This is a genomic window from Salinihabitans flavidus, assembly GCF_900110425.1.
Lineage (GTDB): Bacteria > Pseudomonadota > Alphaproteobacteria > Rhodobacterales > Rhodobacteraceae > Salinihabitans > Salinihabitans flavidus.
Genome location: NZ_FODS01000004.1, coordinates 1 through 21255 on the forward strand (window position 1 = coordinate 1; position 21255 = coordinate 21255).

The 21255-nt window shown below is 63.2% G+C and carries 20 protein-coding genes and 1 tRNA gene; 5 read left to right on the plus strand and 16 right to left on the minus strand.

Features of this window, described 5'->3' with window-relative positions:
* The 9 genes from BMW66_RS04665 to BMW66_RS04705 all read right to left on the minus strand — a co-directional run.
* A partial coding sequence (locus tag BMW66_RS04665; RefSeq protein ID WP_093115948.1) for a 3-oxoadipate:acetyl-CoA acetyltransferase occupies positions 1-815 on the minus strand: 815 nt, incomplete at its 3' end.
* A 15-nt stretch (positions 816-830) separates the two neighbouring features.
* Positions 831-2171: an aspartate aminotransferase family protein gene (locus tag BMW66_RS04670; protein ID WP_093115950.1), complete on the minus strand. Its 1341-nt coding sequence runs from the start codon at positions 2169-2171 to the stop codon at positions 831-833.
* On the minus strand, positions 2171-3043 hold the full coding sequence (locus BMW66_RS04675; protein ID WP_093115952.1) for a MurR/RpiR family transcriptional regulator: 873 nt from the start codon (positions 3041-3043) through the stop codon (positions 2171-2173). Before BMW66_RS04675 ends, BMW66_RS04670 begins: the two co-directional genes overlap by 1 nt.
* Before the next feature lie 2 nt (positions 3044-3045).
* Positions 3046-4365 carry a TRAP transporter large permease gene (locus tag BMW66_RS04680; protein WP_093115954.1) on the minus strand — a complete coding sequence of 440 codons (1320 nt, stop codon included), beginning with the start codon at positions 4363-4365 and terminating at the stop codon, positions 3046-3048.
* Between the two features lies 1 nt (position 4366).
* Positions 4367-4888, minus strand: coding sequence for a TRAP transporter small permease (locus BMW66_RS04685; protein WP_093115956.1), 522 nt, complete (start codon positions 4886-4888; stop codon positions 4367-4369).
* A 63-nt stretch (positions 4889-4951) separates the two neighbouring features.
* On the minus strand, positions 4952-6073 hold the full coding sequence (locus tag BMW66_RS04690; RefSeq protein WP_093115958.1) for a C4-dicarboxylate TRAP transporter substrate-binding protein: 1122 nt from the start codon (positions 6071-6073) through the stop codon (positions 4952-4954).
* A complete protein-coding gene (locus BMW66_RS04695) occupies positions 6070-7572 on the minus strand; it encodes a M81 family metallopeptidase (RefSeq protein ID WP_175483160.1) in 1503 nt (500 codons plus the stop codon). The genes BMW66_RS04690 and BMW66_RS04695 overlap by 4 nt, the downstream gene beginning before the upstream one ends.
* Positions 7573-7875: 303 nt before the next feature.
* Positions 7876-7961 (minus strand) — tRNA-Leu (locus tag BMW66_RS04700).
* 51 nt (positions 7962-8012) lie between these two features.
* The gene (locus BMW66_RS04705) at positions 8013-9263 is read right to left on the minus strand and encodes a flavin-dependent oxidoreductase (protein ID WP_093115962.1); all 1251 of its coding nucleotides are present in this window, start codon (positions 9261-9263) and stop codon (positions 8013-8015) included.
* Positions 9264-9458: 195 nt separating this feature from the next.
* Between BMW66_RS04705 and BMW66_RS04710 the strand changes: the two genes are divergently transcribed.
* Both BMW66_RS04710 and BMW66_RS04715 read left to right on the plus strand, forming a co-directional pair.
* Positions 9459-10037 (plus strand): YqaA family protein, encoded by a 579-nt coding sequence (locus BMW66_RS04710; RefSeq protein WP_093115964.1) that lies wholly within the window; start codon positions 9459-9461, stop codon positions 10035-10037.
* The gene (locus BMW66_RS04715; protein ID WP_093115966.1) at positions 10034-10519 is read left to right on the plus strand and encodes a disulfide bond formation protein B; all 486 of its coding nucleotides are present in this window, start codon (positions 10034-10036) and stop codon (positions 10517-10519) included. The genes BMW66_RS04710 and BMW66_RS04715 overlap by 4 nt, the downstream gene beginning before the upstream one ends.
* A gap of 15 nt (positions 10520-10534) precedes the next feature.
* On the opposite strand, the gene BMW66_RS04720 is transcribed toward BMW66_RS04715, so the two are convergent.
* Positions 10535-10960: an Lrp/AsnC family transcriptional regulator gene (locus tag BMW66_RS04720; protein ID WP_093115968.1), complete on the minus strand. Its 426-nt coding sequence runs from the start codon at positions 10958-10960 to the stop codon at positions 10535-10537.
* 119 nt (positions 10961-11079) lie between these two features.
* On the opposite strand from BMW66_RS04720, the gene rocF reads away from it, so the two are divergent.
* Positions 11080-12000: an arginase gene (gene rocF / locus BMW66_RS04725; RefSeq protein WP_093115970.1), complete on the plus strand. Its 921-nt coding sequence runs from the start codon at positions 11080-11082 to the stop codon at positions 11998-12000.
* A 12-nt stretch (positions 12001-12012) separates the two neighbouring features.
* Positions 12013-13065 carry an ornithine cyclodeaminase gene (locus BMW66_RS04730; protein ID WP_093115972.1) on the plus strand — a complete coding sequence of 351 codons (1053 nt, stop codon included), beginning with the start codon at positions 12013-12015 and terminating at the stop codon, positions 13063-13065.
* A gap of 283 nt (positions 13066-13348) precedes the next feature.
* On the opposite strand, the gene BMW66_RS04735 is transcribed toward BMW66_RS04730, so the two are convergent.
* Positions 13349-13933 carry an HNH endonuclease gene (locus tag BMW66_RS04735; RefSeq protein ID WP_093115974.1) on the minus strand — a complete coding sequence of 195 codons (585 nt, stop codon included), beginning with the start codon at positions 13931-13933 and terminating at the stop codon, positions 13349-13351.
* A 237-nt stretch (positions 13934-14170) separates the two neighbouring features.
* On the opposite strand from BMW66_RS04735, the gene BMW66_RS04740 reads away from it, so the two are divergent.
* On the plus strand, positions 14171-14620 hold the full coding sequence (locus tag BMW66_RS04740; protein ID WP_093115976.1) for a VOC family protein: 450 nt from the start codon (positions 14171-14173) through the stop codon (positions 14618-14620).
* Positions 14621-14818: 198 nt separating this feature from the next.
* On the opposite strand, the gene BMW66_RS04745 is transcribed toward BMW66_RS04740, so the two are convergent.
* The 5 genes from BMW66_RS04745 to BMW66_RS04765 form a co-directional block, all read right to left on the minus strand.
* Positions 14819-15634, minus strand: coding sequence for a sugar phosphate isomerase/epimerase family protein (locus tag BMW66_RS04745; protein ID WP_093115978.1), 816 nt, complete (start codon positions 15632-15634; stop codon positions 14819-14821).
* A gap of 62 nt (positions 15635-15696) precedes the next feature.
* On the minus strand, positions 15697-17037 hold the full coding sequence (locus BMW66_RS04750; RefSeq protein WP_093115980.1) for an 8-oxoguanine deaminase: 1341 nt from the start codon (positions 17035-17037) through the stop codon (positions 15697-15699).
* Between the two features lie 165 nt (positions 17038-17202).
* On the minus strand, positions 17203-17754 hold the full coding sequence (locus BMW66_RS04755; RefSeq protein WP_093115982.1) for a chemotaxis protein CheD: 552 nt from the start codon (positions 17752-17754) through the stop codon (positions 17203-17205).
* Positions 17755-17836: 82 nt separating this feature from the next.
* Entirely contained in the window at positions 17837-19741 is a 1905-nt protein-coding gene (locus BMW66_RS04760; RefSeq protein WP_175483161.1) for a methyl-accepting chemotaxis protein, read from the minus strand.
* A gap of 228 nt (positions 19742-19969) precedes the next feature.
* Positions 19970-21205, minus strand: a complete 1236-nt coding sequence (locus BMW66_RS04765; protein WP_093115986.1) for a PAS domain-containing protein — start codon at positions 21203-21205, stop codon at positions 19970-19972.
* Positions 21206-21255: the final 50 nt, after the last annotated feature.

The window sequence follows — 21255 nt, forward strand, 5'->3', positions numbered from 1 at the left end:
CCCAGTATCTCGCGCGCCTGCGCGGGACTGGCCACCGGGCGTTCGTATGTCTCGCAAAGCGCCGCCGCCCGTTGCACCAGCGCCGCGTTGGAGGGCGCGAGCGTGTCGCGATCAAGGCGCACGTTGTCCTCCAGCCCGGTGCGCGTATGACCACCCGCGGCAATCGCCCATTCGTTCACCACGATCTGGTTGGCACCGATTCCGGCCGCGCACCATTCCGCCTCTGGCGCACGCTCGCGCATCATCCGCACATAGAAGTCGAACACGTCGCGATCCGCGGGCATGGCGTTCTTCACCCCCATCACGAACTGCACGTAGAGCCTGCCGAAAAGCGCGCCTTCGCCATGCATGCGGATGGCCTGAAGAATGTGGCTCAGATCGAAGGCTTCGACCTCGGGCGTCACCTCGTGTTTGCGCATTTCAGCGGCGAGCCAATCCACCAGGTCGGGGGGATTTTCATACACGCGCGTTGGAAAATTGTTCGATCCGACCGAAAGCGACGCCATGTCAGGGCGCAGCGCAAGCATCCCGCCCCGCGTCTTGCCCGCCCCGGTGCGCCCGCCCGTGGACAGCTGAATGATCATGCCGGGGCAATGCGTCTTCAGCCCCTCCATCAGCCGCGCGAACTTCTCCGGGTCCGCTGTCGGCGTCTGATCGTCATTGCGAACATGCGCATGGCAGATACTCGCCCCCGTCTCAAAGGCCTCCTGCGTGCTTTCGATCTGCTCTTCGACAGTGATCGGCACAGCGGGGTTGTCCTCCTTGCGGGGCAGGGAGCCGGTGATGGCAACACAGATGATGCAGGGTTTGCTCATTGACTCTCTTTCCTGTCAGGTGCGGTGCGGCACGTCCGCCAGCGCCTCGTCCACGGCCCGGCCCAGCCGGTCGACGATCTCTGCCACATCGGCCTCTGTGATGTTATAGGGCGGTGCGAGCAGAACATGATCGCCGCGCCAGCCGTCCACCGTCCCGCGACCCGGATAGACGAGCAGCCCGTGCCTCTGGCATGCGTCGCCGATCCGGCCGGCAAGATTGAGCGCGGGATCAAAGGAGGCCTTCCGCGACGGATCTTCCAGAAGCTCTATCGCCTGAAGCAGACCCCGCCCCCGCACGTCGCCCACCTCAGCCGTGTTTCCGAAGCGGGCCTGAAGCGCCTGCCGCAGTTTCTCACCGGCCCGCCCCACGTTTTCCGCCATCCCGTCCGCGGCGATCACGTCCTGCACGGCAAGAGCCGCGGCGCAGGCAATGGGATGGGCCATATAGGTGTGCCCATGGACAAAACCGCGCCGCCCGTCGGCAAAGGCCTCGTGGACCTCGCGCGTGCAAACGGCCGCCCCGATCGGCTGATATCCACCCCCGAGCCCCTTGGCCAACGTCACGATGTCAGGGCGAACTCCCTCGTCCTCGCAGGCGAGGAATGATCCCGTCCGCCATGTGCCGCACATGACTTCGTCGAGGATCAGAAGCACACCGTGGCGGTCGCATATTTCGCGTATTCGGGCAAAGTAGCCGGGACTCGGCGGAACGGCGCCCGCCGTCGCACCGACGACGGTTTCGGCCAGAAAGGCGGACACCGTTTCCGCCCCGAGGCGAAGAATCTCCGCCTCCAGTGTGTCGGCGGCGCGGATGGCATAGTCTTCCTCGCTTTCGCCTGTCTTCTTCTCGTGGAAGGCGAAGCAGGGCGCGGCACGCGGCGTCTCGGTCATCATGGGCAGATACGGCTGCCGCCGCGCCTCGCTGCCGCCGCGGGCCAGTGCACCGAGCGTGTTGCCGTGATAGCTTTGCCGCCGCGCAATGACATGATGCCGGTCCCCTTCCCCGCGCGCCACATGATAGCCGCGGGCCATCTTGACCGCCGTTTCGACGGCCTCCGAACCGCTCCCGACCAGATAGACCTTCTCCATCCCGAGAGGAGTCGCGGCGCAGATGCGGTCGGCCAGGGCCTCGGCGGGCGCATTCGTGAAGGCCCCGCTGTGGACATAGTCGAGCCGGGCCGCCTGAGCGCGGATCGCCTCGACCACCCGCGGCTCGCCATGGCCGATGCAGGACACAGCCGCGCCACCACTTGCATCCAGAAAGCTGTGCCCCGCCTCATCGACGACCCACAAACCCTTCGCGCTTACAGCCAATGGCGGAGCGCCGCCCCCTCCACGATGAAAGATGTGACTCATCAGGTTCCCTTCTTCGATCTTTGTGAAGTGGTGTAGATCCCGCTGCGATAGAGATCCTGTTCGATGGCACCGATCCGGTCTTTGGCCTCTTCACCAAGGCTGGCAAGCATCGCCGCCAGCAGGCTTTCCACAAGCGCGGCGGCAGCGGTGATCGAGGGAAAGAACGACGGGCCGTTGGGGCCGAACAGCAGAACGTGATCGGCCAGCGGCGTCAAAGGCGACGCGCGGCTGTCGGACAGGCAGACAAGGCCGGCCCCGGACCGGCGGACTCCCTCGGCCACCTGAAGGATTTCGCGGCTATAGGGCTGGAAGTTGATCGCCAGCACCACGTCGTTTTCGCGCAGCGACAGCAGTTCAGCCGGCAGTGTCTCGGTGTCGAGAACGACAACGTCATCGCGCAGCATCCGGCAGAGATAGGCAAAGGTGTGCCCCGGCGCGCGGCAACTCATGAAGGCCGAGACAAAGATCCGCTCTGCCCGCGCCAGTGTCTCGGCCGCGTCGCGGATCGCGGCGGAACCGTTCACCGCCTCGGTGTGCGACAGGTTCGCCTGATGAGAAACGAATGTCTCCTGCACAAGATCGCGGCCGGTGCTGCCAACCACGTCCAATGCCCGTTCGAGATAGGCCGCCGGGGCGGAGCGCAGGCTTTCGGAATGGATCATCCGGATCTCCGACCATTTCCCGAAGCCCAGCAGATTGGCCAGCCGCACCAGCGTAGCCGGCGAAACGGACGCACGCTCGGCCACCTCGCGCATGGAATAGATCACCACGTCGTCCGGGTGGTCGAGCACATAGCGCCCGCCTCGCTGTACCTTTGCCGGGATATCCGGCAGCGCCGCCACCAGTTTCGCCTGAAATTCTTCGAGCTTCATGCCTATCGTTCCCCTCCGCCACTTATGAGTTCCGGCAACCAGAGCACGGTTTCGGGGAAGGCGACCAGAATGATCATCGTGAAGAGATCCGCCACGAGAAACCAGAGCACCCCCCGAAACACCTGATCTGCCGACATCAGATCGCCGATCACGTTCTTTATGACAAAGACATTGAGACCCACGGGCGGCGTGATCAACCCGATCTCAAGCAGTTTGGTCGTAACGACGCCGGCATAGATCAGGCTGATCCCCGAGATTTCGAAGACCGGAAGCAGAACCGGCAAGGTCAGCAGCATGACGCCGATAGGATCGAGAAACATCCCCAGCACCACGTAGAGCAGCGCCACCGCGATGATAATCTCCACCTGCCCCAGGCCGGAGCCGCCAATCATCTCCTCGACATAGGCGGGCAACCCGGCAAAAGCGAAGAAGCGCGTCAGCAGCGCCGCGGCCACGGCAATCAGAAAGATCGAGGATGTGGCCCGAACGGTTTCCATCACCGCGCCGTACAGCGCGCTCAGGCTCAAACTACGCCGAACGACACCGATGCCGATCGCCGCAAGTGCTCCGATGGCGCCGGCTTCCGTCGCCGAAAAGAAACCGCCGAATATACCGCCGAACACCACGACGACCAGCACAAGCAACGGCCAGACCTCCGCCAGCGCGGCAAAACGTTCGTCCCATCCGATATTGTCCTCGCGCGGTGCGAGAGCAGGGTTCTTTAACACACGGAGCAGGATCATTACGATATAGAAGAGCGCGGTTATCACACCTGGGATGACCGCCGCGATGAAGAGCTCGCTCACCGGCACCTCGGCGAAAACCGCGTAGAGCAGCAGAACCGTCGAGGGCGGGATGAGAGACCCCATGGTCCCTGCGGCGGCAATCGTTCCAACCGCGAGGGACTTGTCATACCCCCGGTCGATCATGGGCGGGACCGCGATCTTGCCCATTGCGGCCGCACAGGCGACCGAAGACCCCGACACCGAGGAAAAGAGCGCGGCGCCGCCCACGGATGAGATCGCGAGGCCACCTGGCAGAAAGCTGAGCCATGCCCGCGCCACCCGGAACAGGCCTTCGGTCAAACCCGCAGAAAAGGCCACATACCCCATCAGCAGGAACATGGGGATGGCACTGAGACTCCAACTCGCCGCAAACCCATGCGGTATGGACCGCAGCACCCCCCAGGTGGCGCGCTCACCCACCAGAAGATAGATACCGCCGATCGCCACCAGCCCCAATGCCGCAGCAACCGGCACCCGAAAGGCAAGCAAGACGCAAAGGAGACCAATACCGGCAACCGCAAGTGTGATGCCATCCATATCAGATCTCCCCGCCAGCGTCGTGCCCCGGACCGGCAGTAAGGTGACGCAACGCCCGCAACGCGCGCATGAACGTCAGAAGGCCGGTCAGCGTGGCCGCAACCGGCAGGAAAAACCGCGCGGGCCATGTGACGACGGGGATCATCCCGACGATATACTCACCTTCGCCATAGGCCCGCAGCGCCTGTTCCCCCGCCCCCCAGGCTATGAAACCAAGAAAGACGGTAAAGCACGCGTTCGACATCAGGTTCATGAACGCCCGCATCTTCGGCCCCGACCTGTCGTAGAAAAGATCGACTGTAATGTTCTCGTGGTGCCGCGCGACAGCCACCATGGGCAGAAAGATCAACGCTGGCATCCACCATTCGGCCACGATCTCGATCGTGGACGGCAGCGGGCGTGAAAAGGCGAAGCGCCCGACCACGTCCATGCAGATGTGAAGCATCATCGCTGTCAGACAGAACGCTGCCAGCACGGCCAGTATCTGGCCGAGCCGGTCGGAGACACGGTCGAATGTGGTCATGGTCAGGGCCCTCGGAAGACTACAGTGAGACGGCCCGTGCGCACGGCGCACGGGCCGTGTGGATCATATGCCGTATGCGGCGGCGTCGATCCTGTCGAAGATCTCGGTTTTCATCGCCGATACCAGGTCATCTCGGCTCATTCCGGAGTCCAGCCGGTCGGTCCATTTCTGAAGCGTCTCGGAATAGGCCTGCACCAGCGCCTCGGCCCCGTCGATACCATAGACACTCTCGGCCTTCTCGATGACCGCGCTCAGATCTTGGTCGTTGAATTCGGTCACCCATGTCTGAAGCGACTCTGGTTTCTCTGTGACCGTGACACCGTGATCGGCCGTTTCCGACAGGGCCTCATCGTTCATCGACAGATACGCCTCGGTCGTGGCGACCAACGCCTCGGGCAACTGGTCAAGCAGCACCCGCCGGTTCTCGACGCTCAATTCGGACCAGGCATCCTTGTTGAAAGCCAGGAAAGGCCCGGAGTTATAGACTCCGAGGTCGGCCAGGGTGATGTGATCGGCCACATCCCAGAGCGAAAAGCTCTTGAGCGCTGCGCCGGGCTGCATCGCCACGTCGATGATGCCCTTGTCGATGGCCTCATACATCTCTGAACTGGACGTATGGACAACGGTGCCGCCACTTTCAGCGACCCAACGATCCCATGCGCCGCCCGGAGTACGTACACGCTTGCCTTCGAGATCCGCCGGCGACTCGATCTTGTCCTTGGAAATCAGCGCATAGGGCGCCGTGGCATAGCTTCCGGTATAGACGACATTCTGCTCCGAGAACTCCGCGATGCACGGCGCGCATTCCAGCAATGTGAATTCGGTGACAGCGGCCGCCACCGCGAGCGACTCACCCGACAGCATCGCCAGTTCCGAGACCAGCTGACTCGCCGGCAACTGGGCCGGATTGTAGGTCAGAGCGAGCACAGAGGCATCCGCGATCCCGTCACCGAGTCCCGTCAGCGTCTCCTTGCCCGACATGAGTGCTCCGCCAGAGATCAGCTTGAACGTCACCGCGCCGCCCGTGGCCTCCGCGACCGCCGGAAAGTAAAAATTGTAGCCTGCGCGGATCGTCGGGTGCGACGGCCCGACCCAGGATGCGGCTGTCAGTTCAACCGCGTTCGCGGCTCCGGCCACGGCTGTCACGGCGCAGGACGCCGCTAAAATGGCACGCATGATATTCATGTTATCTCCTGTTGGTTCGGATTGAAGTTTTCGCTCAGTTGAAAGCGATCTGGCGGCACATGCCGGAATGGCAACGCGCTCGCATCGGCCATGGCCGGCCCCGGGGTATCGACCTGCACGACCGCGTCGAAAGCAGGCCCGAGGGCGGCCATGAAATGGTTTTTTGCCTTCGCAAGAAGGACCGGCACCTTGTCCAGGTCGATCCCCTGAAGGGTGAAATAATTGACGTCATTTGGAGACTGCGCGGTGGCCGTCACGATCACCCGCAGCGGCCCGGCGCACAACAGGGCGGTGGGGCCCAGTTCCGTCGGGCGTCCGGCCTCCATCGGACCGGCATTCCGGAAACGGCCATCCGTCAGCCGCATGACCTCGATCGACACCTTGACCGGCGCGCCAAAACGATCGTCAAGCCGCCCCCCGAGCGCCACGTCCAGTCGCGCGCCGATCCCGGCGGCGGCGCAGCGGGCGATCAGTTCGGGGTCATTGAAGAAGGCGAAAACGCTTCCCTCTGGCAGGTCCGCCTCCATTGCGGCCCGAAACAGCGCGGGCGTATCCCCTGCCCCGCCGGAAAGCGGATTGTCGGACGGCTCAAGCACCGCAATGCGCGCCCCGTCCGCCCATGGGCGGTCTGACAGAACCTCGGCTGCCGTGGGCAGGTCCGGGCGAAAATCGGCCTGCAATTCCTTCATCAGATCACAGACGGAGTCTGCTACGGCCCGGGCTGCATCATCACTGCCGCGGTCATGGGTGACCAGAACGCCCGCGTTCGCCGCCGGCGTGTCGGCGTAGGCAAAGCTGGCAAACGGACACACTGCGAGCACCCCTTGACCGGGATCGACCAGCGCCGCGGCGGCCTCCTCAATCCGGGTCATCGGCGCGCCCGGATCGGTCCGCATCCGAAAGCTGGGCAGAACCTTTCCGATCGCCCGCATCAGGACGTTTGGCCGCGTCCCACGGGTCACGCAATCGGCCAGCAGGTCAAGCGCCGCTCGGGCGGTCTCGGCCATGTCCACATGCGGATAACTGCGATAAACCGTCGCCCCGTTCAACGCCGTTAGCAACGCTCCGGTTGGACAGGCGTGCATGTCAAACGATGCGACAATGGGACAAGCCGGGAAACGGGCGCGCAGCCGCGTTGCGATCTCTTCTTCCGGTGCGAGCGTCTCGGTTCCCAGCGACGCGCCATGCAGGGAAAGATAGATGCCATCTGCCGCCTCGAACACGGGATCCTCGGCGATCTCCTGCAAGATCCGGTCAATGAGGCTTTGCTCGACCGGCCCGCCCGGGGGGGCGGAGGCGCAGCGCGAGAAGGCAAGCGACACATCCGGCCGCTCCTCCGCCCATGCCAGAGCGCCACCAATCTCCGTCGCGGTCCCGCGAAATGCATCGGGCACCTCCTCGCCACGCAGCCATTCACGAGACTGAAAGGCCGACAGGTCCGCAACGCCGGGAGCGAAGGAGTTGGCCTCATACCAGAACCTTGCGATCATGATGTGCATGCCCATCTCCAAAACATTTGTTCCAGTTAATGTTTCCAAAAAACTGTTCGTTTTGCAAGTGACGATTTTCGTAGACAGGCCAATCAGGGGCGCCACAGGGCGCGGGACCGCCCGCTTCAACTCTGCAAAACGAAGGTCCAGAGCACCCCGATACAGGTCCTGCATGCACCTCTGACGGCTCAGAACCGTCGAGCTTCATGGGCGAGTGAACCCCGAAATCCGATTGGGTGAGTCGCGGTCGTGAAACACCCGGTTCGCTCACCCCGAAAAGATGCGAATTCTCGAATTCTTCAATGAAATCAATGGTGCCCAAGGTGGGATTCGAACCCACACGGTGTCGCCACCGGGGGATTTTGAATCCCCTGCGTCTACCATTCCGCCACTTGGGCCCAGCCAGACAGATAGCCAAGCACGCGGACGAGGTCCAGAGTGAAATCGCCCTAGGGCGGGATGATCGGATCGCTCGCGTTGAGCGCAGCCATTTCCATACCAGCCGCGCGGCGGTAGTCGTCCGCCAGCGCGGCGCGCTCGGCTTCGGGCATCACGGTCTCGATATCCTCGAAGCCTTCGGGCGCGCGGGCGGCGACGATATTGAGGATGCGGTCCGGCCCGTCGCCACGGTTGCGCAGCACAAGCGCGTTGACGCTCTCGCGCCGTGCGTCCTCATAGGCGCAAAGCGCCTTGGGCACGGGGCCGATGTCACGCAGGGCACGCGCCAGAACACGGGCGTCCATGATCCCCTGCGACGCACCGTTGGAGCCGATGGGGTACATCGCATGTGCCGCGTCCCCGATCAGACTCACCGGCCCGAAACTCCAGCGTGGCAGCGGGTCGCGATCGACCATCGGAAACTCGTAAACCGCCTGCGCCGCGCCGATCACCCCCGGCACGTCGAGCCAGTCATACCGCCAGTCGGAAAAGCGCGGCAGGAAATCGTCAAACTTCCCGGCGCGGTTCCAGTCCTGTTCGCGCCAGCGATAGCCCTCGGGCATGGTCAGATCCGCGATCCAGTTGAGCAGGCTTCCGCCGTCCTCGGTATCGGCAATGGGGTAGACGACGAACTTGCGCGCCTTCTCACCGATCATCGCCATGCTGCGCCCGCCGCGAAACCGCGGCCCGTAGCTGACCCCGCGCCACATCATCGTGCCGCCCCATCGGGCGGGCCCCTCATCGGGGTAAAGCCGGGCGCGGATCGATGAATTGATCCCGTCCGCACCGACCAATACCGTGCCTTCCGCCACGCCGAGATCATGGCCGGTCACCCGGTTGCACAGCCGGACCTTCACGCCCTGCGCCGTCTCGTCCCAGTCGCGGATCGCCGCGCCGGTGCGAATCGCGCCGGGGGCCAGTTCCTGAAGCGCGCGAAACAACAGCATCTGCAACCCGCCGCGATGGATGGAGAACTGCGGCCAGCGATAGCCCGCCTCCTGCCCGCGCGGCTCTGCCCAGATCAGCCCGCCCTGGCGCGAGAAATAAGCCACCTCCGCCGTGCGCAGGCCGACGAGATCCAGCCCGTCCTCAAGGCCAAGCGCCATGAGCTCGCGCACCGCATGTGGTTGCAGGTTGAGCCCGACGCCAAGCGGGCGGATAGTCTCCACCGCCTCGAAAATACGGAACGGCACCCCGACCTGATGCAGCGAGAGCCCCAGAGTGAGCCCGGCAATTCCGCCGCCCGCGATCAATACGGTCATCTGCCAGTCCCCCCTTGCCAACCGCCAGCATAGCAACTTGGAGGGCTCTGTGGCAAACGCCGTTATGGGCCTCTTTCGCATGGGGTCCGCGCGCCGTCCGCCCCGGCAAAACCCCGCCCGGATGGCAGAATGGGCTTGCACTCAACGCCGCAGCGCGTAGGCATCTCAAGATCGCAACCCAAAGCCGGGGATGGCATGATCCGCGCCCTCTATGACTGGACAATCAGGCTGGCCGACCATCCGCGCGCGCTCTGGGCGCTGGCCTTTGTCGCTTTCATCGAAAGCTCCGTCTTTCCGATCCCGCCCGATGTATTGATGATCCCGATGATCCTCGCGCGGCCCTCGCGCGCCTTCGTGATCGCGGGCGTGGCACTGGTTGCCTCCGTTCTCGGCGGGCTCCTGGGCTATGCCATCGGCGCCTTCGCCTTTGAAGAGGTGGGCCGCCCCGTGCTTGAAACTCTGGGAAAGTCCGATGCGGCGGAAGCGTTCAACACACGCTTCAACGATTTCGGATTCTGGACTGTGCTGATAGCGGGTGTTACCCCGTTCCCGTTCAAGGTGATCACCATCATGTCGGGCTGGACGGGAATGCCGCTGGCCACCTTTACCGCCACCGCGATCCTGGCACGCGGACTTCGGTTCTTTGTGGTCGCGGTTCTTCTGTGGCGCTTCGGCGCACCCATACGGGATTTCATCGAACGGCGGCTCGGCCTTGTCACAACTCTGTTTCTGCTGTGTCTGTTCGGCGGATTTCTGATCGTGAGGTATCTATGAGACTGTCACGCACCACCCTGACCCTGCTGCTGACGCTGGCCTCCGCGGCGATGCTTCTGGCCGCCTGGGGATCGCAGTATATCGGCGGCCTTGCCCCCTGCAAACTGTGCTACTGGCAGCGGTATCCGCATATGGCGGCGGTGGCGCTCGGCCTGATCGGCATGGCGCTTGGCGCGCGGTTGTGGTCCTGGCTGGCCGCCGCGGCGCTGGCCACGACCGCCCTGCTCGGCCTCTATCACTCGGGGGTGGAACGGGGCCTGTGGCAAGGACCGTCCACCTGCTCCTCCTCCGGCGTGGGCGGGGTGAGCGCGGATGAGCTGATGAACCGGATCATGTCGGCCCCGCTGGTGCGCTGCGATGAGATCGCCTGGGCGTTCCACGGTTTCACCATGGCCAATCTCAACGCGATCGGCTCTGCCATCCTCGCGCTTCTGTGGGTCTGGGTCGCCCGGCGATCCGAGGTGGACAGGCGCATCTTCTGATCGGCCGGTCGCGCCCTATCCCGCCTTGCGCGTCGCCAGAAGAAGGTTCGTCTCGCTTGTCGCGATCCCGTCGAACCGCCTGATCCGTGCCAGCACCGCGTCCAGGTCCTCCAGCGTCTCGGTGCCCAGTTCCACCACCAGATCCCAGCGGCCATTGGTGGAATGCACCGCCCGCACCTCGGTCAGTCCCATGATCTGGCGCACGATCCGGTCGGTGCCGCGCCCCTCGATCCCGATCATCATCAGCCCGCGCACCGGATCGCGCCGCGCCTCCTCCTTCAGCACCACGGTAAAGCCGAGGATGTCGCCCCGCGCGCTCAACCGCTCGATCCGAGCCCGCACCGTCGTGCGCGACACCCCCAGCGCGATCGACAGATCCGACAGGGAGGCGCGCGCATCATGCCGCAGCGCAGAGATCAATCGGCGATCCACATCATCCATTCTGGAAATATCCTCGTCCGCTTTGCACGATTCCTCTCCATTATGCGCAAATTACCCCCTGCCAATCAACCCGAACCGGAACCAGTATCGCGTCGGACGACACAACTGGGCGACACGCCATGACACGACATATCCTTCTCATCGGCGCCCCGGTCGATAGCGGCAAACGCCGCCGGGGCTGCCTGATGGGCCCCGACGCCTATCGCACCGCCGGGCTCCGCGAGAGCCTGACGGACCTCGGCCTGACCGTCACCGACCGTGGCAATCTCGCGCCGGCCCTTCACGACACCCCCGCGCCCGATGGCCATTTGCACGCCTGGGGCGAAACCGTGGGCTGGACGCGCGCGCTGGCAGAGGCCGCAGAGGCCGCAATGGATTCTGGCCTGCCGATCTTTCTCGGCGGCGATCACGCGCTCTCGGCGGGCACGGTGGCCGGGGTCGCGCGTCACGCCGTCCGGCAGGGACGCCCGCAATTCGTGCTCTGGCTCGATGCCCATAGCGATTTTCACACGCCCGAAAGCACCGCCTCGGGCCATCTGCACGGCACGCCGGTGGCCTATATCGCCGGGCGCGCGGGATTTGACGGCTTTCCCCCGCTCACCCCCCCTGTGCCCGAGGAAAACATCTGCCTTCTGGGCCTGCGCTCGGTCGATCCGGCCGAACGCGCCGCCTTGCAAGACAGCCGCATCCGCCGCCACGACATGCGCGAGATCGACGAGACCGGCATCGCCCGCCCCCTCGCCGCCTTCCTCGACACCGTCGCCCGCGCCGGGGGCGCGCTGCATGTCTCGCTCGACGTGGATTTCCTCGACCCTTCGGTGGCACCCGCCGTCGGCACCACCGTGCCGGGCGGCGCCACCGTGCGCGAGGCGCATCTGGCGATGGAGATGATCTGCGACAGCGGTTGCCTGACCTCGCTCGATCTGGTGGAGCTCAACCCCTTCCTCGATGAACGTGGACGCACCGCCTCGCTCATGGTCGATATGGCCGCCTCCGCGCTGGGGCGCCGGATCTTCGACCGCCCCACCCCCCGTTTCTGACAGGAGATCGCGATGACACACCCGTCCGACAAGGCGCTCGTACCCTTCGTCAGCGTCGAGAACATGATGAAGCTCATCCATCACGTCGGGATCGAAGAGATGCTGCGCGATCTGGCCAGCTATATCGAGGCCGATTTCCGCCGCTGGGCGCTCTTCGACAAGACGCCGCGCGTCGCCTCCCATTCCGACGTCGGGGTAATCGAGCTGATGCCCACCTCCGACGGGGAAGCTTACGGCTTCAAATACGTCAACGGCCACCCCGGCAACACGCGCGATGGGCTCCAGACCGTGACCGCCTTCGGCCTTCTGGCCAATGTCCATAACGGCTACCCGGTGCTGCTGACGGAAATGACGCTGCTTACGGCGATGCGCACGGCGGCAACTTCGGCGATGGTGGCCCGGCATCTCGCCCCGAAAGGCGCGCGCACCATGGCGATGATCGGCAACGGCGCGCAGGCCGAATTTCAAAGCCTCGCGATGAAGGCGCTCTGCGGCATCGACACGGTGCGCCTTTACGACATCGACCCGGCCGCCACCGCGAAGGTGACGCGCAACCTCGCCGCCACGGGCCTGACGACCGTTCCCTGCACCTCGGCCGAACAGGCGATCGAAGGGGCGCAGATCCTCACCACCTGCACCGCCGACAAGCAATACGCCACGATCCTGAGCGACAACATGGTCGGCAGCGGTGTGCATATCAACGCCATCGGCGGCGACTGCCCCGGCAAGACGGAACTGGCCCCCGCCATCCTCGCCCGCTCCGACGTCTTCGTGGAATACCCGCCCCAGACAAGGATCGAGGGCGAGATTCAGCAGATGCCCGACGACTTCCTCGTCTCCGAGATATGGGAGGTGATCACCGGTGCAAAACCCGGCCGGCGCGACGCGCGGCAGATCACGCTTTTCGACAGTGTCGGCTTCGCGATCGAGGATTTCTCGGCCCTGCGCTTCATCCGCGACCGGATCGCGGGCACGCCCTTCTTCGACCCGCTCGACCTTCTGGCCGACCCCGACGATCCGCGCGACCTCTTCGGCATGCTGACCCGCGCGCAGATCACGCCCTGAAGCATTTGCTTCGGAGCCGCCCTTCGCCTGACCCCGCCCCGCCGGCCCCGCGGCGGACAGACAGGCAAAACCGCCGAGGGGCCCCGCGCGCAGCGTGGGGATACGATCTGTTTTGCTTGGCGGGCCGACGCGGGGATGGCAGGCAAGGGGAAAGGCGCGGGGCGGCTCCGGGGCATTTGCTTGGGTGAGCCTTGAGGCCCAACGGCTTTGCCCGGCCTCAAGGCGGGGCAAAGCGTATCATGCGTGCGCGCGCCCCGCGCGCACACCATCAGGTCACGCCCGTTCACGCTTCCAGTTCGGCATCCCAATAGAGAAAGTCGAGCCAGCTTTCATGCAAGTGGTTGGGCGGAAACTTTCGCCCCATGTTGCGCAATTCCTCCGTGCCGGGGCGGCGCGGGGGTTTGCGCAACGACATGCCCGTGCGGCGCAGCGATTTCGACCCTTTGCGCAGGTTGCACGACGAACAGGCCGCCACAACGTTCTCCCAGCTCGTCACGCCTCCCGCCGCACGCGGCACAACGTGGTCGAAGGTCAGATCCCCTTTCGCACCGCAGTACTGGCAGCAGAACTCGTCGCGCAGGAACAGGTTGAACCGCGTGAAGGCGACGCGCTTGCGCGGCTTGACGTAGTCACGCAGCACCACGACAGATGGAATGCGAATCTCGATGCTGGGGCTGTGGACCAGCTCGTCATATTCCGCGACGATGTCCACCCGGTCGAGGTAGGCCGCCTTCACCGCGTCCTGCCATGGCCAGAGCGACAGCGGATAATAGGACAATGGCCTGTAATCGGCATTGAGAACAAGGGCGGGATGATTACGCATCCCCGCGCGCTCACGCACGAATTCCGTTCTGAAATCGCCATCCATGACCGATCTGTCCTCCACCTCATCCGCCAGTGCTTCGGGCGCCGAGGCGGATGAGCTCCGCCCCCGCATGCTCTCACTATATATCGGGTCCGCCGCGTGACAAGCCTCATGATCTACGCCGGACCCCTATGGAGCTAGGATGATTCCGTGACAGGGCCATGACAGTTATCCACAAGCCCGGGAAATCGCGGCATCCGCGGGTTTCGCCGCACCCCGGATTCGGGTTACGATCTGCTTATGGCCCGTGACCCGGAGACGACAGCCCCGTTGCCCCATGCGCCCGCCCCCGACGGGGTGCTGGAGGCTGCGGTTTATGCCACCGATCTCGACACGGCCGAGTGGTTCTATGGTGCCATCCTGGATCTGGAGCGAATCGCCAAGGTGCCGGGGCGGCATGTGTTCTTTCGCGCCGGGCACACGGTGGTGCTCATCTTCAACCCCGATCAGACGGAACAACCGACACCGAATCCCCGCCTGCCCGTCCCCCCGCACGGCGCGCGCGGGCCGGGGCATCTCTGCTTGGCCGCCAGCAAGGCCGGGATCGTCGCCTGGCGTCATCGCCTCACCGCTGCGGGCGTGGAGATCGAATCGGAATTCGACTGGCCGAACGGCGCGCGCTCGATCTACTTCCGCGACCCGGCGGGCAATTCGCTCGAAATCGCGGAACCGCGCCTCTGGTTCAACTGATCCCCCGCTGTCCTTTTCTCGCCCCTGTTCGGACCCGGCAACGCGCGTTGCACCCGGACCGCCGGCAACGCGCGCATGGGTAACGCGGCCCGCGCCGCCCGTTTTACCGACACCGCCACCGACGCAATACCGACGTTATACCGACGTGTTACCGAAACGGGTTTTTCGGCGAAATCAGCACGCTAACCCTGATTCGCGCTATTGCGCCAATCCAAGCCGTTCCAGATGCGCGACGCTCTCGGCGACCTGGCTGAAATCGTTGATCTCGACGATCAGATGGGGCTCGGATTTGATCCCCTTGAGCGCCTCGAACATGGCGAACCACTGGATATTGCCCCGACCCAGTGGCCAGTGCCGGTCGGCATAGCCGTCGCTATCCTGCAGATGCACATGCCCCAGCGCCTCCCCGGCCGCCTGAATGTAACGGTCCGCCGGCGGGGCCCCGCAGATCACATGCGCCCAATGGGCATGTCCCACGTCCACCGACAGGCGCAACGCCGGACAGTCCGCCGCCCGTACCACTGCCGCCCGCACCTCCGGGTCGCAGTCCTGGATATTCTCCAGAACCATCGTCACGCCCATATCCTCGGCACGCGCCAAGGCCGGTTTCAGCGTGTCAAGACAGGCCGAAACCCGCGTTGTGCGGGACCGGGTGGAATTATCGAGATTGTGATGGTCCCAATGGTCAAAGGGCGAATGAATAACCATCTGTTGCGCGCCCAAACGACCGCAGACATCGAGCGCCTGATCGAGCCGTTTTTGCACCACAGCCCTGATTTCCTTGTCTTTTACGTCCAGCTCAAAGCCCGAGAACGGCCCGTGTATCCCGAGCCGCCCCTGCCAGCCATCCAGCCTGGACCGGGCCATGTCGATACAGGCGTCTGGCGATGCAAGGATATCTGCCATGCAGAATTCCGGCAGTTCCAGATCGCGGTCCTTCTCGAACAGCCAGTCGCGGTGACGATCCAGATCCAGCACGCTCAACTGCGCGCCGACGATAGGCAACTCGCTCATGGGACCCTCCTGATGATGCGTTTGCGGGCATCATCCGGGAAGGAAGCGGTGCGTGCAACCGCTCAGACCGTCTCCGCCAGCCGCTGCGCCAACGTATTTTGCCGCGCGATAACGGCGGGCAGGTCTATGGTCGTCACCGTTCCGCCGCGCACCACACCGCGCCCCTCGACGAACAGATCGCGCACCCGCGCCGGCCCGGCCAGAAGAAGCGCCGCCGGATCCCAGCTTCCCGCGGCCTCGATCCCCGAGATGTCCCAGACGGCGATATCGGCGCGTTTGCCGACCGCGATCCGTCCGCAATCGGGACGGCCGAGCACGTCCGCCCCGCCGCGCGTCGCAACGTCAAGCGCCTCGCGCGCGCTCATCGCATTCGCCCCCCGCGTCACCCGCTGCAACAGCATCGCCTGCCGCGCCTCGGACATGAGATTGCCGCAGTCGTTGCTGGCCGACCCGTCCACGCCGAACCCCACCCGGACACCGGCATCCCGCATTTCACGAAGCGGCGCGATTCCGGATCCGAGACGGCAGTTCGAACACGGGCAATGCGCAACCCCCGTTCGGGATTTTGCAAAAAGATCAATCTCCTGCCGGTCGAGCTTGACGCAATGCGCATGCCAGACATCGGCTCCCGTCCAGCCCAGATCCTCCGCATATTGCCCCGGACGGCAGCCGAATTTTTCAAGGCTGTAGGCGATATCCTCGTCATTCTCGGCCAGATGGGTGTGCAGCATGACACCCTTGTCGCGCGCCAGGAACGCCGCTTCACGCATCAAATCGCGGCTCACCGAAAACGGCGAACAGGGGGCAACACCGACCCGGCACATGGCCCCCTCACGCGTATCATGATGCGCGTCGATCACGCGGATGCAGTCTTCAAGGATGTATCTCTCCCGCTCGACAAGAGAGTCGGGCGGCAGGCCCCCGTCACTTTCGCCGATGCTCATCGCGCCGCGCGTGGGATGAAACCGCATCCCCAGATCCGACGCGGCGACGATCGTATCGTCGAGTCGCGCTCCGTTGGGATAAAGGTAGAGATGATCTGAACTCAGCGTGCAGCCCGATAGCGCCAGTTCGGCAAGCCCGACCTGTGCGGAAACGAAGATTTCCTCGGGACCGAACCGTGCCCAGATCGGGTAAAGCGTTCTGAGCCACCCGAACAGAAGCGCATCCTGCACACCGGGCACGGCGCGGGTCAGACTCTGGTAGAGGTGGTGGTGCGTATTCACCAATCCCGGTGTGATCACGCAACCCTTCGCCTGTATTACCTCGCCCGACGTGTCGAGCCCCGGTCCCACTGCCGCGACACGTCCATCGCGTAGCAACACATCTGACCCGATCAATTCGCGGCGATCATCATCCATGGTGACGACCATATCGGCATTTTTCAGAAGGGTTTCGGGCATTGGTCGGCTCCTCTCACACGTCAAGCGCCCGCTTCGGCCCGTTGCGGAAATCCCGCCAACAGAAAGACCGTGTGAAAGCACGCCGACAGAAGACGGGCAAAGGACTCGGCGCCCGGACGTCATAGCCGATGAGGCTCTCGCGCTCAAGACGAGCGGTCGCAGGTGTCAGAAAAGGTCCACCTGCCCGGGATCGGTTCGGCGGCGGCGTGGCGTCTCGAAGGTGGCCGATAGCGGGTCCTCGACCACGTTCAGTCGCGATTGCTCCAGAAACATCTGGCGCGCTTGGCCGGTCACAGGCACATAACGTAGCTTGCGTCCCTGCTCGCCACCGATGCTGCCCCCTATACACTCGATACCCTCACTCTTCAGAAACCAGGTCGCAAATTCGGCATTCTTCTCTCCGATATTTGCGCGGCTTGTGAACATTCTCGCGCCTCCGAAGATCTTCGCCTGCATCCGTTCCTTGCGCGCCCCCGCGCGCATCAGCGCGTTGATCAAGATCTCCATCGCGTTGACACCATATTGCAGCCCGGTGTCGCGATCTTCAGGACTGCCGGGAAGCAGGAAGTGGTTCATACCACCCACTCCCGCCACAGGATCACAAATGCAGGTCGCAATGCAGGACCCCAGGATCGTGGAGATAACATCCCCATGCCGACCTGAGACATGACTTTGCCCTTGCAAGACGGTGATCACAGCTTCGTCCTCGATGTACATCCGATTGCTTTCGGAGCAGGTGTCGGGAAACCGTCTGGACCAACGGCTCCCCATACGCAGCGCGATCGACGCGTTATCTCGGTCAGAAGTCTTGCCATCCGCCCGTTCCGGTCGCGGCAAGCGTTGCAGTCTGGTTTTCGTCGACAGATGCCGCTGCGGTTCGTGCCGTTTCTGAAGTCACATGTGTCGCGTGGCTGGACGTGGAATGCGAACTCTCTGCTTTGGGTGCGGTTTCCATCTCACGGGTCATTGTGGTCTTGAACCGCGCCAGCGCCGACGCAAGGCGTTCGGCCTCTGAGCGTAGGTTTTCGCTCGAGGCGGAGGTTTCTTCCACCACGGCCGCGTTCTGCTGCGTTACCTGATCAAGCTCATTCACGCTGGTATTGATCTCTTCCAGTCCGGAGGACTGTTCCTTCGCAGAGGATGCGATCTCACCAACCAGGGTGGACAGCTTGGCCACTCGAGCAATGATCTCGCCAAGGGCTGTTCCGGTTTCGCCAACAAGGGCGCCCCCCTCTTCAACCTGCTGCGAACTTTTCGAAATCAGCGTCTTGATCTCCTTGGCTGAATCCGAGGCCCGCTGCGCCAATGCGCGCACCTCGGAGGCGACCACCGCAAAGCCGCGCCCGGCCTCTCCCGCGCGCGCCGCCTCGACCCCGGCATTGAGCGCCAGAAGGTTGGTTTGAAAGGCGATGTCATCGATCACTCCGATAATCTGTGTGATCTGTCCCGAACTGTGCTCGATCTGGCGCATCGCTTCGACCGCGTTCTGCACGACTTCGCCGCTTGCCTCCGCCTGGCGGCGGTTTTCGGTGATGGCCTGATCGGCCTGCACCGCGTATTCGGCGGCAGATTTCACGCTGCTGGTCAGTTCATCAAGTGCGGCGGCAGATTCCTCAAGCGTGGCGGCTTGCATCTCGGAGCGTTTCGCGGTCTCGTTCGCGACTTGGCTGATCTCTTCGGACCCGTTTCTCACCGCGTCTGCGCTGGTCTTCACCGTCACGATGACTTCTTCGAATGCATCAACCAGATTGTTGAAATCGCGGCATACCTTCATGTGCTGATCGGAAAGCCCTTCGGTCAGGGCAAGGTCGATCCGGGGTGTCAGATCCCCTTGCGCGACCCGTCCAAGTCCATGACTCAGCCTGTCAAAGACCTCACCTTCTAGATTGGCCTTTTGCTCGCGATTTTGCATCGCCGTTTCTTCCTCTGCCAGTCGGTCGCGAAAACTTGTGAGAATGCCCGCCATCTGACCGATCTCGTCTTTGCGATCACGACCCGGAACTTCGGTATCATAGGCTTTGTCAGCGATAGCCCTCATTGCAGCTGAAAGCCGTATGAGGGGGCGAATAATCCCGCGTGACATCGCCAACATGATCAGTACGAGAATTGCCAGCGTTGCCGCGCCGGATTTGGCAAAGCTTAACAAGGCATCGTGGCGGACGCGGGCGTCCAGCATGGAAAGATCCCAGTCTGTCACGATAGCCCCAACAGTTACTTTTGGCGCGCCAGACGTCACGGGAACCGCCACTGCGTGCCCCGTGTCCAGTTCATGATTTTCCATGGTCCCGTTTTTCAAGGTCGTGTCGGCGATGCCGACCAGATCCGCGTCGGGGCTGGCTCCTGCCCCCCACGACGCGAGGGTCATGCCTTCTGCCGTACGAACCACCAACCGCCTCAATCCAAGTTCCTCTGATTTCGAGACCTCTTTGTAAATGGTCTCGATGTGAGCGGTTTCCTCGAAGCGGATCGAATCGACCATTTCGGCCGCGATCAGTCGCGTGACCTCTTCATGTGCATGGCGCGACATGTTGTATATCTCGTCACGCACGGTGATGTAGTTGAAAAGGGAGTTCACCGCCAGCGAGAGCAGCAGACCCATGGCGAGAAGTGCCGCGATCCTTTGGAGTACGCCGAGCCGGATGCCACCGGCGGGTAAATCGGAGTGGAACGGGATCGCCGCATTGGGATCAGTCTTGTTTTTCATCGTAGCCTCTTTGCCTGTGGTGTCTCTTTGCTTTTGGTATCTCTCGCGGGTCTGTCGCGTCACAGCAGTGCTGTCGCGTCTATCATCGGAAGACTGGTAGCTGCCCTGATAGGAGCCCGCGATCAGCATGTGCCGCGGGCTTTAAGGCAGGTTTAACGCCGTTTGGAGAACCGATTGAGGCACCCCGGAAAGTACCGAAAAATTGCACGAGATTCCAAAGCTGCGGCATCAGATCAGAAGCGCGCGGGCATCGCGGTAGAGATCGGAAGCACCGGACGATACCTGTGTGAGCTGGTTTTCGATTTGTGCGTGAAACCTGTCGAGGCGACAAATTATACTGTCGAGACCGGTCTCCTGGCCGCGGAGCGTGCCTGCTTCGACCCGACAAAGAAGTTTCACCACGTCGAGGCCATTCACATGGCGCCTAAGGTTCTGGCAGAGATCGGGCAGGTTCCGCACACGGTCGGCAATGTCCTGAAGTGTGCGGTCCGCCTCCGCGGACAGCGCCGCAGCGCGCCCCTCTATAATCGTCGGCTCCTTCGACTGGTCGATCCCAAGGGCGGCGAAGTCCAGAGAACTGTTCGCGAACTGATCGGCCTGTTCACGCATCACCGCTGCAAGAGATTGCAGATAGCGCCCCTCGTTCAGAGCCTTAGTCACCTCGCCAAAGACATTACCCCCCGATTCATCCAAAACATGGATTTGCTGCCAAATCTCCGAGGCCATCAGTTCGTAGTTCTGGGAAATCGCGCTTATCGCGTTCCCACCGCCTTCCAATCGAGTGGATAGGATACGCATGTTTGTCGGCTCCGAACGGATCAGGCGGAAGCCAGCGAGAAGCTGGTTTGTGACCGCGCTGGTTTCAGAAACCCGGCTCGACATGTCTTCGATCAACCGCGTGACGCGATCGGTTTCTCGGCCGAGCGCCTCTTGCCGCGCCGTATGTTCGGCCGAAAGCGCATAGCCCATGAATGCCTGGTAGTCTTTGAAACCGAGTTCCAACAGGCGCGCCTGAAAACGCTCCACACTTTCCTCCGCCTTGGCGCCGGTCTCGCGCTCCCATGTGCGTAGCGCATCGTATTCGGCCTGAATCCTGGCAAACAGCGGCGACTGCGGCCGGATGCGAACCGAAATATATCCCCCCTCAACCGGTATCGCAGAGGCCATAACCCAGTAGTGGCCGCCATCCTTTGTCTGGTTTTTGATATAGGCCGAGAGCGGTTTTCCGGCCTTCAGGTTGTTCCACAGTAGCCAGAAAACTGCCTTGGGCATGTCGGGATGGCGCACGATCTTGTGTGGCGCGCCAAGCAACTCCTCCCAGTCGAAGCCCGCGATCTCCTGGAAAAAATCGCTGCCCGACTGGATCACCCCTCTCTCGTCCGTGCGCGAGAAAAAGATGTCCTCATTCGCCATCTCGATGGCTTTCCAGTTCTGGGATCGACTCGTGTTCATTTGCTTTTCCATCTTGTGGAGTTGCGGCTTCCTTGCGGATTGCCGCAATGATGGTGCAGGCA

What these genes read in the sequence shown, in the direction of transcription:
- BMW66_RS04670 (WP_093115950.1), bottom strand. Translation starts at nt 2,171, where the DNA reads ATGAGTCACATCTTTCATCGTGGAGGGGGCGGCGCTCCGCCATTGGCT.
- BMW66_RS04675 (WP_093115952.1), bottom strand. Translation starts at nt 3,043, where the DNA reads ATGAAGCTCGAAGAATTTCAGGCGAAACTGGTGGCGGCGCTGCCGGAT.
- BMW66_RS04680 (WP_093115954.1), bottom strand. Translation starts at nt 4,365, where the DNA reads ATGGATGGCATCACACTTGCGGTTGCCGGTATTGGTCTCCTTTGCGTC.
- BMW66_RS04685 (WP_093115956.1), bottom strand. Translation starts at nt 4,888, where the DNA reads ATGACCACATTCGACCGTGTCTCCGACCGGCTCGGCCAGATACTGGCC.
- BMW66_RS04690 (WP_093115958.1), bottom strand. Translation starts at nt 6,073, where the DNA reads ATGAATATCATGCGTGCCATTTTAGCGGCGTCCTGCGCCGTGACAGCC.
- BMW66_RS04695 (WP_175483160.1), bottom strand. Translation starts at nt 7,572, where the DNA reads ATGCACATCATGATCGCAAGGTTCTGGTATGAGGCCAACTCCTTCGCT.
- BMW66_RS04705 (WP_093115962.1), bottom strand. Translation starts at nt 9,263, where the DNA reads ATGACCGTATTGATCGCGGGCGGCGGAATTGCCGGGCTCACTCTGGGG.
- BMW66_RS04710 (WP_093115964.1), top strand. Translation starts at nt 9,459, where the DNA reads ATGATCCGCGCCCTCTATGACTGGACAATCAGGCTGGCCGACCATCCG.
- BMW66_RS04715 (WP_093115966.1), top strand. Translation starts at nt 10,034, where the DNA reads ATGAGACTGTCACGCACCACCCTGACCCTGCTGCTGACGCTGGCCTCC.
- BMW66_RS04720 (WP_093115968.1), bottom strand. Translation starts at nt 10,960, where the DNA reads ATGGATGATGTGGATCGCCGATTGATCTCTGCGCTGCGGCATGATGCG.
- rocF (WP_093115970.1), top strand. Translation starts at nt 11,080, where the DNA reads ATGACACGACATATCCTTCTCATCGGCGCCCCGGTCGATAGCGGCAAA.
- BMW66_RS04730 (WP_093115972.1), top strand. Translation starts at nt 12,013, where the DNA reads ATGACACACCCGTCCGACAAGGCGCTCGTACCCTTCGTCAGCGTCGAG.
- BMW66_RS04735 (WP_093115974.1), bottom strand. Translation starts at nt 13,933, where the DNA reads ATGGATGGCGATTTCAGAACGGAATTCGTGCGTGAGCGCGCGGGGATG.
- BMW66_RS04740 (WP_093115976.1), top strand. Translation starts at nt 14,171, where the DNA reads ATGGCCCGTGACCCGGAGACGACAGCCCCGTTGCCCCATGCGCCCGCC.
- BMW66_RS04745 (WP_093115978.1), bottom strand. Translation starts at nt 15,634, where the DNA reads ATGAGCGAGTTGCCTATCGTCGGCGCGCAGTTGAGCGTGCTGGATCTG.
- BMW66_RS04750 (WP_093115980.1), bottom strand. Translation starts at nt 17,037, where the DNA reads ATGCCCGAAACCCTTCTGAAAAATGCCGATATGGTCGTCACCATGGAT.
- BMW66_RS04755 (WP_093115982.1), bottom strand. Translation starts at nt 17,754, where the DNA reads ATGTACATCGAGGACGAAGCTGTGATCACCGTCTTGCAAGGGCAAAGT.
- BMW66_RS04760 (WP_175483161.1), bottom strand. Translation starts at nt 19,741, where the DNA reads ATGAAAAACAAGACTGATCCCAATGCGGCGATCCCGTTCCACTCCGAT.
- BMW66_RS04765 (WP_093115986.1), bottom strand. Translation starts at nt 21,205, where the DNA reads ATGGAAAAGCAAATGAACACGAGTCGATCCCAGAACTGGAAAGCCATC.